The sequence below is a fragment of the Clostridium sp. CM027 genome (assembly GCF_024730565.1).
Taxonomy (GTDB): domain Bacteria; phylum Bacillota; class Clostridia; order Clostridiales; family Clostridiaceae; genus Clostridium_AD; species Clostridium_AD estertheticum_B.
Genome location: NZ_CP077725.1, coordinates 3,754,534 through 3,770,870 on the forward strand (window position 1 = coordinate 3,754,534; position 16,337 = coordinate 3,770,870).

The window sequence follows — 16,337 nt, forward strand, 5'->3', positions numbered from 1 at the left end:
AATAAAAGGCAGTCCTACGGGATATGCCTTTTATTTTTATTATGGGGGGATTAAGCTTGGATTACTGATTTTTGGAAATGATATATTACTAAAATAAATAACAAATATTTTTTTCTTTTTTAGTCTAAATCATTCCTTACGATATCCTCATAGGTTTCCCTTTTAACAACTAACCTTGAATTACCAGCCTTTAGCATTATCACTGCTGGTCTCGGTAATCTATTGTAATTACTGGACATCGAGTAGTTATAGGCTCCTGTAGTAAGCATTGCAAGTATATCACCTGTTTCCATTTTAGGAAGCTTTATATCGTGGATCAGCATATCACCCGATTCACAGCATCTTCCTGCAATAGTTACAAGGTCTTCATTTTCTTTATCAGCCTTATTCGCAACAATAGCTTCGTTTTCAGCTTGATATAGGGCAGGTCTTGGATTATCTGCCATACCACCATCTACACTAACATATTTTCTTATTCCCTCAATTTCTTTTATAGCTCCTATTGTATAAAGGGTTATACCGTTTTCTCCGACTAACCATCTTCCTGGTTCAATGAGAACTCTAGGAGTTTCTAATGAATATTTCTTGCAATCTCCATATATATTACCCATTATTACTTCTATAAACTCACTCATTTCAAGAGGTTTATCGCCATTAGAATAGTAGATTCCAAAGCCACCGCCCATATTTAGCTCTTCTGTTTTAAGGCCTAAGTTGTTCTTTAAATCAAGCATAAATTTTGTCATTATATGAACAGCTTCTTTATAAACATCCTTGTTAAACATTTGTGAACCTATATGACAATGTATACCGCTATATTTTATGTTTTCACATTTGCTTACCATTTCTATAGCCTCAAAAGCAACATTACCCTGTATAGGGAAGCCAAATTTTGAATCTAACTGTCCAGTAGAAATGTATTCATGTGTGTGACCTGAAATGCCAGGGGATATTCTTAAAATAGCCCTTACTACAACACCTTTCTTTTGGGCTATTTTTTGTAAAAGTTTCACTTCGTGAAAGCTATCGATAACAAAGCAGCCAACATTATTATCTATACCAAGTTCAATCTCTTCTTGCGATTTATTGTTGCCATGAAAATATACTTTTTCCATTGGAAAGCCAGATTTACATGCGGTATATAATTCGCCGCCTGATACAACATCTATGCCAAGACCTTCTTCTTTTATTATTTTGCACATGGCAATGTTGCTGAAAGCTTTGCTGGCATATAAAGCAAGCGTATTGGGGTATTTATCCATAAAATGCTCGCGCACCTGTTTACAACTCTGTCTTATTCCGTCTTCACTCATAACATAAAGAGGCGTCTTGAATTCTCCTGCCAATTTTACCGTATCGCATCCAAAAAACTCTAGATGTCCTTTTTCATTTACATTTATATAATTTCTTTTCATGAAAACACCTCCTGGTTGATTTTGTGAAATTACTTTATTATCGATTTAAAGTGTTATTGTATTTATAAATTAGCAATTATCATGCCAATACAGGAAAGTTATATAAATCAAAGATTTAGTTTGTTAATGCGTCCAAAATATTGGAAAAAAATCTGTTCTAAATTTTTGTGAACTCCGAAAAGTGTTATTTTCAGAATGAGTCCAATATTTTGGACTGATTCCACAGTTTTGGACTTGATTTGTTTATAAGTATGTTGTTCAAAATAAAATCAATGATCCATATCAATCATTGATTTTATTTTGAAGATTATACCTCTTAAGTTTTTCGTAAAAACCTGATTTGCTTATGTTAAGTATCCTCATAGCTTCGGTTTTATCTCCAGCTGTGATTTTTAGTGCATTTTCAATAGCTTTTCGCTCTGCAATTTCGATTGCACCCTTGAGAGAATATCCAAAGCTACAGCTTTCTGAGCCTTTCGCTGAGGTTATGATGCTTATATCCTTCGTAAAAATTGTATGCTCATCAGATACGTTTATTGCTCTTTCAAGAACATTTTCAACCTCTCTGACGTTTCCTGGCCAATCGTACATAAGCATTTTTTTTATAACACCCGCCGATATTCTTTTCTCTTCGCAGCCCGCTCTTTTGCAAATCTTAGGAGTCAAGTACATAATCAACGTATAAATATCTTCTTTTCTTAATCTTAACGGCGGTATAAAAATAGGGAAAACGTTAATCCTATAATATAAATCTCTTCTGAATTCTCCCTGATTGACAGCTATATCTAAATCCTTATTAGTTGCAGCTATAATTTTTACGTCAACTTCTATGTAGTGTGTACCACCGACTCTATTAAATCGTTTGCTTTGCAAGACGTGTAGTAGCTTTGCTTGCATATATAAAGGTATATCCCCTATTTCATCGAGAAAAATAGTCCCCTCATGAGCAACCTCAAATAGACCCTTTTTACCTTCTTTTTTTGAACCGGTGAACGCGCCACCTTCATATCCAAAGAGCTCACTTTCTATTAATTCCTTGGGTATAGAAGCGCAATTTACATATATGAATGGCTTATTAGTTCTTCTACTACCTTTATGTATGCACTCTGCTACGAGTCCCTTTCCTGTACCACTATCGCCTAACAGAAGTACTGTAGAATCTATTTCTGATGCCTTTCTGGCAAGCTTTCTTACAGCCTTTATGCTGTCACTTTGTCCAATAATCCTTCTGAATTCGTCATAATCTTTAAGTTTATTTTCAGCATCATTAAGAGATGCTATGGCATAGTCTCTTTCTTTAATTATATTTTCAAGCTCAGTTATGTCTTGAACCTTTAATAAGGCACCTATAATTTTGTTGTCATCTTTTAGCTGAACTAAAGAGCATCTTGTAGACCGGCCATTTATGTCCTTAACCTGATTAGTATAAGAAATATATTTACCGTTTGCGGCTTCTACAAAATCTACAATATTTATATTCGTTTCTTTAGGGTGAACATCAAAAATACTGTGTCCAACCACATCAATTGTATAGTTATAATCTCCCTTTGAAGCAAATATGGTTCCATTAAGGAGCTTTTTTATATCATCTCGCCTACTGGTGTAGCCTCTAGCCTGATAAAATTTTACCTTACCTGTATTGCCGCATAAAACTACCATATGTCCTATGGACCTCGTATAATTAAGTGTATATTTAATATCATTTATAGATATAATCGCCACCCTGTTACAAAAATCAATAGCTGCAGTTAGTTTATTTTTAGAATATATGTTTTCAAGATACAAAGTACTTTCTCTAGAAGAAGTGCATTCTATTACACCATTGTATGATTTATCTCCCATAATACCTATTGAAACAAAGGCATCTCCTTGTTTCAATTTTTGAGAGGATACCCCTATATTTTTTAAGTCTTCAAGAGTTAGCCCCCCATCATCCTCACCAAGCATTGTATCAGCGATTATTACAATATCATTTTCTACGATACTGCCAGCAGAATGCCCTATGCCCTGGTTATATATAATTCCAAAGATCTCTTTAGCCATTCTGTTATAACATTTAATTACTCCATTTGGGTCGACTACTATGAGGCCTTCCGAGACCTCATCAAATATAATATTAAAAGGATCCTTCATATTATTACCACCATTCTATACTCTTATTCTAGTATTTTTGCTTGGGTATACTAGATTATTTTGTATCGTTTATTTATTGTCATTCATAGCATTTCTTGCAATATGTTTTAGAAACATTATACCACTCTAATAAAAAGATAAAAATATATTACCTCTTTAAAGATACATTATAGAGTAGATAAATAAAAAAAAATCTACATTGAAGGGTAATTTTATGTATAATAAAGAAAAAAAGGAATAGTGAAAATTATTATTAATAATAATTTAAAGGAGGAAGATCATGAATAAACCTAAAATATACATTGCTCAGCGTATACCTAGAGAAGTAGAAAATTATATTGCACGATTTTGTGATTATGAAAAATGGGAGGGAGAAAAAGAAATTTCAAGAAGTGAACTATTAGATAAACTCTCTGATAAAGACGGTGTATTATTATCCGATTTTTGTATTAACCAAGAACTATTAAATAGGGCTCCTAAATTAAGAGCTATTAGCAATGTTACAGTTGGATATAATAACTTTGATTTACAAGTAATGAAAGAGAGGAACATTATAGGTACGAATACTCCAGGTGTTTTAGATGATACTGTTGCAGATTTAATATTTGGACTGATGTTATCTTGTGCAAGGAGAATTGCGAAATTAGACAGATATGTAAAGGAAGGTAAATGGACTAGAGATGATAACGAAACACTCTATGGAACAGATGTACACCACTCAACAGTAGGCATAATTGGTATGGGTAGAATAGGAGAAGCAGTAGCTAAAAGGGCAAAGCTTGGATTTGATATGGAAGTTTGCTACTACAACAGAAACAGAAAAAAAGATGTAGAAGAAAGACTAGGCATTAAATATTGCGATTTTAAATCACTTCTAGCTAAATCTGATTTCATTGTATTAATGACTCCACTTAATGATGAAACGCGCCACCTTATAGATTTTGAGGAATTCAATATAATGAAGAATACTGCTATATTTATCAATGCCTCTAGGGGTCAAACAGTAAATGAACAGGCCTTAATTGAAGCACTTCAAAGTAAAAAGATTTATGGCGCAGGTATGGATGTGTATGAAAAAGAGCCAGTTAATCCTGAAAATATACTGCTTAAAATGTCAAATGTAGTTACGGTTCCACACATAGGATCAGCAACGCAAAAGACCCGTTTTGATATGGCTATGATGGCTGCTCAAAATCTTGTTAAAGCACTGCAAGGAGAAATACCACCTAATATTGTACCAGAATTACAAAAATAGAAAATGTATTATAATTTGATCAGCAGCCAGTTTATAGTTTTTTATATATAAATTGGCTGCTATAATTTTTTGTGATAAGTGTAATTATTTTAGTACATTAGCTCATACAATTATATGTATTAGTATACTTTTAAGACATTCTCAATAAATAAAGTTATAAGTAGAAATTACTTTTTAGAAAGGGTAGATGAAAATGTTAAATGAGGTTATGGACTATTTACTAAGCCACATTGATAAATACTATGAAGCAGTGAGGATTCATATTAATATTAGTGTTACAGCAGTTTTAATAAGTATAATAATAGCGGTACCTTTGGGAATTATATGTGCTAAATTCACAAAAGCAACACAGCCTATAATGAATATATTTAATCTTTTTAGGATTATTCCAAGCCTTGCAATCTTAGTGCTAGTTATGCCAATACTTGGGACTGGATACTTGCCAGCACTATTGGCACTTGTGATTTTAGCTATACCACCAATACTTATAAATACATATTTAGGGATAAAAAATATTGATGCATCTGTTCTAGAAAGTGCTGAAGGTATGGGAATGGATTACAAGAAAATGCTTTATAAAATTGAAATTCCATTAGCACTTCCATTAATAATTACGGGAGTTAGAACATCTGCGGTTGAAGTAATTGCTAGTGCGACTTTAGCATCTTATATAGGAGCTGGAGGACTAGGAGATTTCATTTTCACGGGTCTTGGTATGAATGATTTTAGAATATTAATAATAGGGGGAGCAACAGTTGCACTGCTTTCGGTAATCGCAGAAATGTTGTTATTTATGTTAGAACAAAGTATAACAAAGTATCAAAGAGACTAAAGAATACTATGTAGGAGAGTGAGTAGTTATGAATAAGAGATTAAAAAGCTTAGTCGTAGTTTCTGTATTAACAGCCTTGGTTACAGTTTCAGTTTTAACTGGCTGTTCTAAAAAGAGTGTTTCATCTGGGGATATAAATACATCCCAAACTAAAAGTAAACCTACAATAAAAGTTGGATCTAAAGATTTTACAGAATCTTTAATTTTATCTGAATTATATGCAGTTGCTTTAGAAAAAGAAGGTTATAAAGTTTACAGAAAATTTAATCTTGGTAGTGCTGTGGTTCATACTTCACTTGTAAATGGAGATATTGATGTTTACCCTGAGTATACTGGTACAGGATTATTATCTGTTTTAAAGCAGCAGCCAAAGTTTGATTCAAAGGAAGTTTATAATGAGGTTTCAACGAAATACAAGGAGAAATTTAAATTGATTTGGCTTGATCCATCTTCTGCAAATGATGGGCAGGGATTAGTGATTTCCAAAAGGGCCTCTGATAAATATAATATACACACTATAACCGATCTTCAAAAAAGAGCAGGAAGTATAAGATTTGCATCGCAAGGTCAATTTGATGAAAGATTAGATGGACTGCAAGCTTTGACAATGGCTTATGGGGATTTTAAATTTAAAGATGAAAAGATCTATGATAATGGAATTAAATATGATGTGCTTCATAATGATAAAGCAGATGTTGCTGTAGCATATACAACAGAAGGACAATTAAGTAAAACTGAGTTTGCGATTCTCGAAGATGATAAGAATGCATGGCCACCGTACAACATAGCCCCAGTTATAAAGCAAGACCTTCTTGAAAAGAATCCTCAAATAAAAGATATTTTAAATAAGGTTACAAGCAAAATTGACAACGTGTCAATAATAAAATTAAATTCAGAAGTAGACATAGATAAAAAAGAATACTCAGAGGTAGCTAAGAATTTTTTTGAAAAGGAATTAGCAAAATAGAAAATGGATATACACGGAAGGAGGTAAATCTTTTGAAAAGGGTAGCGATTGAATTTGTAAAAGTAAGCAAAAAATTTAAGGGTTCAGAGCAATATGCTGTAACAGATGTAAGTGCCAGTATTGAAGAAGGTAGTTTTATAACAATACTGGGAACTTCGGGTTCAGGTAAAACTACATTTTTGAAAATGATAAATAGAATATATGAATCAACCTCAGGGGAAATATTATTTTTCAAAGAAAACATTAAAAATATTCCCGCTGAAAAACATAGGCAGAAAATTGGATATGTCATTCAACAAATTGGGCTATTTCCTCATATGACTGTGGAGGAAAATATTGCTACAGTTCCGAATATTTTAAGGTGGAAAAAGAAAGACATAGCGCAAAGAGTTGATATATTGTTAGATTTAGTGAGTATTCCTTCTAAGGATTTCAAAAAAAGATATCCAAGGCAATTATCAGGAGGCCAGCAGCAAAGGGTTGGAATAGCAAGAGCTATGGCTGCTGATCCTGAAATAATGCTTATGGATGAGCCTTTTGGAGCGATAGATGCTATAACTAGACTAAATCTTCAAGAGGAACTCCTAAGAATTCAAAAAAAGCTTAATAAGACAATTCTCTTTGTAACTCATGATGTTAATGAAGCTTTCAAATTGGGGGATAAAGTAATAATCATGGATAAAGGAAAAATTCAACAGTTCGATACACCGTACAATATATTATTTCATCCAGAAAATGAATTTGTTACCCGTTTGGTCTCTTCAGAGAATGTTATTCAAAAACTTAAGTTTGTACGTGCGAGTTCTGTAATGATTCCTTTGGATTCAAAAACAATGGAAGATGACACAAGAGTTAATGAAAATGAGGATTTGCAACATTTGTTAGCATATTTTCTTAAAAAAAATATCGATCATTTGATTGTTGAGAAGGATAATCATGAAGCTGTTGGCAAAATAACACTTGAGCAATTAAAAATAAGTCAGTGAACAGGGGGGATAGTGCATGATAGAGTATTTATATAAGTATCATGATAATATGTTAACTTTGCTGCTACAGCATCTTCAAATTGTATCACTAAGTATTTCAATATCACTCGTGATTGCAATCCCTCTATCACTTTTGATTTTAAGGTCAAAAGTTTTATCTGTAGTAGTTTTATCCTCTTTAGGGGTTATTTATTCTGTGCCTAGTCTAGCATTATTTGCTTTATTAATACCTCTATTAGGCCTTGGAAAAGGAACAGCGATTTTCGTTTTAGTAATTTATAATCAGTATATTTTAGTTAGAAATATATTCGCAGCATTTAAGTCCATAGATTCATCCATTATAGAAGCCGGGAAAGGGATGGGTTTTAACCCTTTTCAGTTATTTTTGAAAGTACAAATGCCGTTAGCTCTTCCAATAATAATTGGGGGAATAAGAATTGCTACTGTAACTACCATTTCCATAGCGACTATTGCCTCGGTAATAAACGCTGGTGGGTTAGGAGTTATTTTGTTTGATGGACTTAGGATGAATTACCTTCCTAAAATATTATGGGGAACTATAATGTCTGCAGGACTTGCAATAGTTGCAAATGAAATATTATTATATTTGGAAAAGTTGGCTAGTTTTAAAGCCAGTGGTAAATGCGAAGTTTGATGTTCTTATATTAAAATATATAGCTAGAAGTTTTATAGCAAAAGTTACCAAGGTGATATATTATAAAATACATTTGTATTTTTTGAATTTACAAGGGGGAGAAAAATGAATACAATATTTGATTATAGTAAGCTAGATACTATATTAGAAAATCATAAATTTAAATCTAGTAATATTATTGCAATATTGCAGGACACCCAAGAATGCTATAGGTATTTACCCAAGGAGGTATTCTCGTATCTTTCAGAAAAGCTTGGTATGAGCAGAGCAAAAATATATAGTGTGGCAACTTTTTATGAAAATTTTTCTTTACAACCTAAAGGTAAGTTTATAATAAAAATATGTGATGGTACTGCTTGTCACGTTAGAAAATCTGCTCCTATATTAGAAAAGCTAAGAGAACATTTAAAACTTTCGGAAACTAAAACTACAACAGATGATTTAACATTTACTTTAGAAACAGTTTCTTGTCTAGGTGTTTGTGGACTTGCACCAGCTATGAGTATTAATGATAAAGTACATGGTTCTATGACCCCAGAAAAAGCAATGGAGCTTTTAAATACTCTTAAGGAGGAAAAATAATATGCTTCATAATAGAAATGATCTAATTAATGCAAGAAATATTTATATAAATAGTTTTACAAAAGAAAAAAAGAAAATTCTTGTATGTGCTGGTACTGGCTGCGTTGCAGGTGGATCCCTAGATATTTATGATGAATTAATAAGGATTATAAAGGAAAAGGGCATAAATTGTGAAGTAAGCCTTGAGAAAGAGCCACATGAGGAAACTATTGGAGTGAAAAAAAGCGGATGTCATGGATTTTGTGAAATGGGTCCTCTTATAAGAATAGAACCATTTGGATATTTATATTTAAAAGTAAAGATGGAAGATTGCGCAGAAATCGTGGATAAAACTATAGTTAAAGATGAATGTGTTGAAAGACTTGTATATACCAAAAATGGACATATATTTAGGAAGCAGAATGAAATTTCTTTTTATAAAAAACAAACTAGAGTTGCACTTGAACATTGTGGACACATTGATGCAACTTCAATAGCAGAATATATCGCTATAGGCGGATATTCTGCATTTGAAAAAGTACTATTTGATATGAATTCAGATGAGGTTATTAACCAAATAAATGAATCAAATTTAAGAGGCCGTGGAGGCGGTGGATTCCCTACTGGTAGTAAATGGGGGCAGGTACAGCGCCAAAAGGAAAAGATAAAATATATTGTATGTAACGGTGACGAGGGTGACCCAGGGGCATTCATGGATAGGAGTCTAATGGAGGGAGACCCTCATAGGGTTATTGAAGGAATGATAATCGCCGCTGTTGCTTGTGGTGCACAAAAAGGTTTTTTATATGTTCGTGCAGAATATCCTATTGCTGTAGATAGACTTTCGAGTGCTATTAAACAAGCAAAAGAATATGGAATTATTGGGGAAAACATTCTTGGGACAAATTTTAGTTTTGATATCCAGATTAATAGAGGTGCAGGTGCTTTTGTATGTGGTGAGGGAAGTGCACTAACAGCTTCCATTGAAGGGAAAAGAGGTATGCCAAGGGTAAAACCTCCAAGAACTGTTGAGAATGGACTTTTTGGCAAGCCAACAGTTCTTAATAATGTTGAAACTTTTGCTAATGTGCCTGTAATAATTAATAAAGGCGTAGAATGGTATAAATCAATTGGAACTAAAAATAGTCCTGGTACAAAAGCGTTTGCTTTAACAGGAAATATTGAAAACACAGGACTTATTGAGGTGCCAATGGGCACAACTCTAAGAGAAATAATATTTGATATTGGTGGAGGAATAAAAAACGGCAAAAAGTTTAAGGCTGTACAAATAGGCGGGCCATCTGGTGGATGTCTTACAATAGATGATCTTGATTTGCCACTAGATTTCGACTCACTTAAAAAAGCAGGGGCAATGATAGGGTCGGGTGGACTTGTAGTTATGGATGAAGATACTTGTATGGTTGAGATTGCAAGATTCTTTATGAACTTTACAAAAAATGAATCCTGTGGCAAATGTGTTCCTTGCCGCGAAGGTACTAAAAGAATGCTTGAAATTCTTGAAGGAATAGTTGCAGGTAAAGGAAAGCTTGAAGATATAGATATGCTCTTAGAACTTGCAGATACCATATCTTCAACATCACTATGTGGACTTGGAAAGACAGCGCCATTACCAGTTGTCAGTACTATTAAGAATTTTCGTGATGAGTATGAAGCTCATATTACTTATAAAAAATGTCAATCTAAAACATGTCAGAAGCTTAAGACAATATTTATTGATTCAAAAATTTGCAAGGGATGTTCAAAGTGTTCAAAAATTTGTCCAGTTGGAGCAATCTCAGGTAAGATTAAAGGAACATTTACAATTGATAAAGACAAGTGCATAAGATGTGGTAGTTGTGTTGATACTTGTGCATTTAAAGCTATAAAGGAGGAGTAATAGAATGAATGGACAGTTTATGACTATAGATAATGTACCTGTAGAAATAAAGGGCGAAAAAAATATTCTTGAACTAGTTAGAAAAGCTGGTATCGAATTACCTACATTATGCTTCTATTCAGAGCTTTCAGTTTATGGAGCTTGTCGTATGTGTATGGTTGAAAACAAACATGGAGGCATTGAGGCCGCATGCTCTACTCCTCCTAAAGCTGGCATGGATATATATACAAATACGCCAAGACTTAGAAAGTATAGAAAGAATATTCTTGAGTTACTGCTTGCAAATCACTGCAGAGATTGTACAACCTGTGAAAAAAATACTTCATGTAAGCTACAGGAGTTAGCAAAACGTTTCGGAATAAAGAAAGTAAGATTTGAAAATACTGCTAAAGAACCTGAACCAGACAATTCATCTGTATGCATAGTAAGAAATCCAAGCAAGTGTATCTTATGTGGTGATTGTGTAAGAGTGTGTGCAGAAGTACAAAACGTTGGAGCAATTGATTTTGTTGGCAGAGGATCTAAAATGACTGTTTCAACGGCATTTAATGAACCTATAGGAGACTCTAATTGTGTTGGTTGCGGGCAGTGTGCAGCAGTATGTCCTACTGGTGCTATTGTAGTAAGGAGTACTACAGATAAACTTTGGAAGGAACTTAGTGATAAGAATACACAGGTGGTAGTTCAAATTGCTCCTGCTGTAAGGGTATCTATGAGCAAGGAATTAGGACAAGAAGATGGCAAAAATGCAATGGGAAAAATAGTAACTGTCCTTAGAAAAATGGGATTTGATAAGGTATTTGATACCTCAGTAGGGGCAGACCTTACAATTATAGAGGAAACAAATGAATTTATTTCAAAATTTAAAAATAATGAGAGCTTACCTCTATTCTCATCTTGCTGCCCTGCCTGGGTAAATTATGTTCAAAATACTTATCCAGATTTAATGAAAAATGTTTCCACTTGTAAATCTCCTATGCAAATGTTTGCTTCTGTATTGAAGGAACATTACAAAGATGATGATAAAAAACTTGTGAGCGTAGCAATTATGCCTTGTTCATCAAAAAAATTCGAAGCAAATAGGGATGAATTTAAAAAGAATGGTGTTCCTAATGTAGATTATGTAGTAACGACGCAAGAACTTATTAATATGATAAAAGAATCAGGAATTGCGTTCTCAGAATTAGAACCTGGGGCACTAGATATGCCATTTGAAATTAGTAGTGGAGCTGGGGTTATATTTGGAGTAACGGGTGGTGTTAGTGAAGCTGTTATACGTAAAGTTTTAGGGGATCAACCGATTGCAATATTACGTGCACTTGCTTTTGATGGTGTTAGAGGTATGAACGGCGTTAAAGAAGCCAGTATTAATGTAAATGAGCGCGTAATAAAATTCGCCATAGTAAGTGGACTCAAAAATGCAGATTACGTTATAAAGAAGATAAAATCCGGTGAAGCTCATTATGATTTTGTAGAAGTTATGGCATGCCCCGGTGGATGCGTTAGTGGCGCAGGACAACCATTCGTAAAAGCAGAAGGGAAATCTAAGCGTGGTACTGGATTATATAAAGCAGATAAAATGAATAGTATAAGTCGTACAGATGACAACCCATTAATGAATTCGTTATATTCAGGATTGTTAAAAGGCAAGGTTCATGAACTATTACATGTACACTACAATAAAAAAAGTTGAGTAATCAACACCCATCCATATACGGATGGTTTTTTTTTGTAAAATTGTATCATTATACATTTAAAATACATATTCTATGTTGACAACGTTAAAGTTCTAGTGTACTATTAGCATATGTCACTAGGACGTTAATGTACTTTCAGAAAGGAGATGAAATCATGGATTTGAAATTTAATGACAAAATGCCTATATATTTACAAATTATGGATCTTATAAAAATGGACATCGTTACAGGAAAGCTAAGATCAAAGGATAAATTACCATCAGTACGAGAAATGGCAACAAATTTGAAGGTGAACCCAAATACGCTTCAAAGATCTTATCAAGAGCTTGAAAGACTTGGAATTGTGTATACACAAAGAGGCACTGGAACATTTGTGGGGGAGGGAGAAAATATGGTAGATGATTTAAAAAAGGAAATGGCAAAGGAAGTTATAGATTTATTTATACTTAGAATGAAAAGCTTAGGATTTACTGCTAAGGAAATAATTAAATCTGTTTCAAAGGAAACTATGGAGGTGAAACAAGATGAATAGTATATTAAAATCAGAAAAAATATGTAAGTCATATTTAAATAAAAAGGCCCTACGGGGAGTAGACCTAGATATAATGCCAGGAAAAATTGTAGGACTTCTTGGTCCTAATGGTAGCGGTAAAACTACATTCTTAAAAATAGCAGCTGGAATACTGCATTCATCGAAAGGAGAAATACTAATAGATGGTCAAAAGCCTGGTGTTTATACAAAGTCCATAGTTTCATATTTACCTGATAATGAGTATCTTCTAAATTGGATGAAAATAAAGGATGCGGTGAAGTATTTCAAAGACTTTTATTCTGATTTTGATGAAAAAAAGTCAAAGGAAATGCTCCAGTTTATGAAACTTGATGAAAATAGCACTGTGAAAAGCCTATCAAAGGGAATGAAGGAAAAGTTAAAGCTTACATTGGTACTCTCAAGATCCGCAAAGCTTTATATACTTGACGAACCACTTGGTGGAGTAGACCCTACTACTAGAGAACAGATATTAAATGCTATAGTTAATAACTTTAGTGAAAATAGTTCCATGATAATTACTACACATCTTGTAAATGATATAGAACGAATTTTTGATGATGTAGTATTTATATCTGATGGAGAGATAGTACTTAAGGGTAACGCAGAAGAATTACGAATTAGTAAGAAAAAGTCAATCGATGAATTGTATAGGGAGGTATTTAAGTAATGTTTAAGCTTATAAAATATGAATTAAGATCAACTTTTTTAACCATAATTGGAATATGTATATCGGTTATAATTGCTAACTTATTTCTTATGACAAAGAAAGATACCTGGGGTGGTAATACAGTAACTGCATTATCTACATGCTTAATTATTGGCGCCATGATAGTAATATTTATATCTTCATTAAAAATTATGAGCAAATACTTATATGGAGATTCAGGCTACCTGTTGTTTACACTTCCGCAATCTGGGAGCGCGATAATGACTTCAAGGCTGATAAGTGCCTTAATTCAAATATCCATTGTTGCGTTTGTATCCATTTTGATGCTCTATTTGACTTCAATAGACAAAATAGATTTAAGTTTTTTTAAATATTTCAAGCTCAGTGTAGTATTATTTTTTATAATTCAATATATATGGGGCATTGTTTATTTATTAACATTTATATACTTTTGTATGGTTATTGGCAAAGTAGCCTTAAGAGGTAAAAAACTAGGTAAAATAGGTTCTTTTATAATTTTTATAATATTATCAATAGCAATTGGCTGGCTGTCAACTAAAATTACAACGCTATTACCTCAAAACTTGAACTTGAATAAATTTTCAATAAATACGACTAATAGTATATTAAATTCTGATTTAATGGGTTCAGGTGGAGAACTTAATCTTAATATTGCAGATACCATATTTCAGATAATTACTTTTGTAGGATTATTCATTAGCACTACCTATCTAATAGATAAAAAATTAGATTTATCATAAGATTTAATAATTTAAAACTCATATAAGGAGGTTCAACATGGAAACTATAGTACAAATCAAGAATGTTACAAAAAAAATCGGTAAAAAGGTAATAATAGATGATCTTACTTTTGACGTGCGTTCAGGGGAGGTGTTTGGATTCCTCGGACCAAATGGCGCAGGTAAAACTACTACTATTAAAATGCTTTTAGGACTGATGTCTATTACTAAAGGTGAAATGTATATTGATGGATTAAATGTTGAGAAGGATTTTGAAAAAGCCATTGTTAAAGTCGGTGGAATTATTGAAAATCCAGATTTATATAAATATTTAACTGGGTATCAAAATCTTGTTCATTTTTGGAGGATGTATCCAGACTTAAAGAAGGAACGTATTGATGAGGTTATAAAAATTGTGGGTCTTGAAAAAAGAATAAATGACAAAATAAAGACATATTCACTAGGTATGCGTCAAAGACTAGGGGTTGCACAAGCGCTCCTTAACTCTCCAAAGTTATTGGTATTAGATGAACCTACTAATGGATTAGATCCTGCTGGTATTCATGAATTGCGTAATCATTTACGGACACTTGCAAGAGAAGAAAATGTTGCAGTAATAGTATCAAGCCACTTGCTTTCAGAAATGGAGCTTATGTGCGATAGGGTAGGAATTCTGCAAAATGGAAAATTGGTTAGAATTCAGGATATGAAAGAAATGCTTGAGGATGAGTCGGATTCAGTTATAGCTCTAGATGTTTCGCCGATTGAAAGTGCAAAAGCATATTTAGAAAGTCTTAGTAGTAAATATAAACCAGAAATAAATGAAAAAGAAATTGAAATTAAGGAAAATATAGAAAATGTTCCTGGGTTAGTTGAAAAGCTTGTGCAGCAGGGAATTAAAATTTACGGTGTTCGTAAGGTGCAACAAAGCTTAGAGAAAAAATTCTTAGAAATGACAGGGGGTAATGGAATTGCGTAAAATAATAAATCTAGTTCGTAATGAAAATATGAAACTTGCTCATAGCGTTAGCACATGGATAATGATGGGTATATTAGTTCTTATTATAGTAGCAGTTGGGCTCTTATTTAGATTTACAGGTACCCAAGCGCCTAAAAGTGATTGGAAATCAGACATAACAATTCAAAACCAGGAAATTAAAAAATCATTAGCTAGGCCAGGGATATCTAAAATGGAAAAGGACGGAATTACAAAGCAGTTACAAACTAATGAATATCGTCTTAAAAATGACATACAACCTATACAGGATAAATCGTTATGGGGATTTGTAGAAGGAGCAAGTAGCCTAATATTTTTAATTTCTCTTTTTGCTATTATAATGGGTGGTGGAATAGTAGCCAATGAGTTTTCAGGAGGCACAATTAAACTATTACTAATTAGACCTTCAAAACGGTGGAAAATTCTACTTTCAAAATATATTTCTGTTTTAGGATACACTCTTTTCATGCTTTTAGTGCTTTTAGTAGTTTCATTTCTTATTGGAGGAACATTGTTTAGCTTTAAAGGGTCAGGTACACCATTCCTTACAAATGTTGCTGGCAAAATTACTGAAGTTAATATGATAGCACATATTGTGGAGGTTTATGGACTTCAGTGTATAAGCTTAGTTATGATGGTTACTTTAGCATTTATGATTTCTACAGTTTTCCGTAATAGTGCAATGGCCATAGGTATTGGAGTTTTTCTTTTAACTGTAGGGAATACCGTAACAATGCTACTCACTAGATTTAATTGGTCAAAATATATTCTATTTGCAAATACGAATTTGAATCAATATATTGATGGACAGCCATTGGTTAAAGGAATGACAATGAACTTTTCAATTACTGTACTGATAGCTTATTTTATAATTTTCAATGTTATTGCATACGCAGCTTTTATAAAAAGAGATATAGTAGCATAATATTATAAATAAAATATAGACCACCTGGATAAATATAAAATTTATCTAGGTGGTCTA

General features: G+C 32.9%; 15 protein-coding genes. 13 read left to right on the top strand and 2 right to left on the bottom strand.

Annotated elements, in window-relative coordinates:
• Window positions 1–119: 119 nt before the first annotated feature.
• Window positions 120–1,415, bottom strand: a complete 1,296-nt coding sequence (lysA, locus tag KTC92_RS17830; protein ID WP_220286683.1) for a diaminopimelate decarboxylase — start codon at window positions 1,413–1,415, stop codon at window positions 120–122.
• A 282-nt stretch (window positions 1,416–1,697) separates the two neighbouring features.
• Complete coding sequence (locus KTC92_RS17835) at window positions 1,698–3,548, bottom strand: sigma 54-interacting transcriptional regulator (protein ID WP_220286684.1); 1,851 nt, start codon at window positions 3,546–3,548, stop codon at window positions 1,698–1,700.
• Window positions 3,549–3,828: 280 nt separating this feature from the next.
• Here KTC92_RS17835 and KTC92_RS17840 point away from each other — a divergent pair, with 280 nt between their 5' ends.
• From KTC92_RS17840 to KTC92_RS17900, 13 genes are all read left to right on the top strand, one after another.
• Window positions 3,829–4,803: a D-glycerate dehydrogenase gene (locus KTC92_RS17840; RefSeq protein WP_220286685.1), complete on the top strand. Its 975-nt coding sequence runs from the start codon at window positions 3,829–3,831 to the stop codon at window positions 4,801–4,803.
• A gap of 187 nt (window positions 4,804–4,990) precedes the next feature.
• Window positions 4,991–5,635 carry an ABC transporter permease gene (locus tag KTC92_RS17845; protein WP_253198047.1) on the top strand — a complete coding sequence of 215 codons (645 nt, stop codon included), beginning with the start codon at window positions 4,991–4,993 and terminating at the stop codon, window positions 5,633–5,635.
• Between the two features lie 28 nt (window positions 5,636–5,663).
• Window positions 5,664–6,602 (top strand): glycine betaine ABC transporter substrate-binding protein, encoded by a 939-nt coding sequence (locus tag KTC92_RS17850; protein WP_220286686.1) that lies wholly within the window; start codon window positions 5,664–5,666, stop codon window positions 6,600–6,602.
• Between the two features lie 32 nt (window positions 6,603–6,634).
• A complete protein-coding gene (locus KTC92_RS17855) occupies window positions 6,635–7,588 on the top strand; it encodes an ABC transporter ATP-binding protein (RefSeq protein ID WP_220286687.1) in 954 nt (317 codons plus the stop codon).
• A 16-nt stretch (window positions 7,589–7,604) separates the two neighbouring features.
• A complete protein-coding gene (locus KTC92_RS17860) occupies window positions 7,605–8,243 on the top strand; it encodes an ABC transporter permease (protein ID WP_165413177.1) in 639 nt (212 codons plus the stop codon).
• Between the two features lie 105 nt (window positions 8,244–8,348).
• On the top strand, window positions 8,349–8,825 hold the full coding sequence (locus tag KTC92_RS17865; RefSeq protein WP_220286688.1) for an NAD(P)H-dependent oxidoreductase subunit E: 477 nt from the start codon (window positions 8,349–8,351) through the stop codon (window positions 8,823–8,825).
• Between the two features lies 1 nt (window position 8,826).
• A complete protein-coding gene (gene nuoF / locus KTC92_RS17870) occupies window positions 8,827–10,701 on the top strand; it encodes an NADH-quinone oxidoreductase subunit NuoF (protein ID WP_216301632.1) in 1,875 nt (624 codons plus the stop codon).
• Window positions 10,702–10,705: 4 nt separating this feature from the next.
• Window positions 10,706–12,394, top strand: a complete 1,689-nt coding sequence (locus KTC92_RS17875) for a [FeFe] hydrogenase, group A (RefSeq protein WP_220286689.1) — start codon at window positions 10,706–10,708, stop codon at window positions 12,392–12,394.
• A 158-nt stretch (window positions 12,395–12,552) separates the two neighbouring features.
• The gene (locus KTC92_RS17880; protein ID WP_216301634.1) at window positions 12,553–12,930 is read left to right on the top strand and encodes a GntR family transcriptional regulator; all 378 of its coding nucleotides are present in this window, start codon (window positions 12,553–12,555) and stop codon (window positions 12,928–12,930) included.
• Window positions 12,923–13,618, top strand: a complete 696-nt coding sequence (locus tag KTC92_RS17885) for an ABC transporter ATP-binding protein (RefSeq protein ID WP_216301635.1) — start codon at window positions 12,923–12,925, stop codon at window positions 13,616–13,618. Before KTC92_RS17880 ends, KTC92_RS17885 begins: the two co-directional genes overlap by 8 nt.
• The gene (locus KTC92_RS17890; RefSeq protein WP_220286690.1) at window positions 13,618–14,379 is read left to right on the top strand and encodes a hypothetical protein; all 762 of its coding nucleotides are present in this window, start codon (window positions 13,618–13,620) and stop codon (window positions 14,377–14,379) included. Before KTC92_RS17885 ends, KTC92_RS17890 begins: the two co-directional genes overlap by 1 nt.
• Before the next feature lie 37 nt (window positions 14,380–14,416).
• On the top strand, window positions 14,417–15,337 hold the full coding sequence (locus tag KTC92_RS17895) for an ABC transporter ATP-binding protein (RefSeq protein WP_216301637.1): 921 nt from the start codon (window positions 14,417–14,419) through the stop codon (window positions 15,335–15,337).
• Window positions 15,330–16,280, top strand: a complete 951-nt coding sequence (locus KTC92_RS17900; RefSeq protein WP_220286691.1) for an ABC transporter permease — start codon at window positions 15,330–15,332, stop codon at window positions 16,278–16,280. The genes KTC92_RS17895 and KTC92_RS17900 overlap by 8 nt, the downstream gene beginning before the upstream one ends.
• Window positions 16,281–16,337 lie beyond the last annotated feature (57 nt).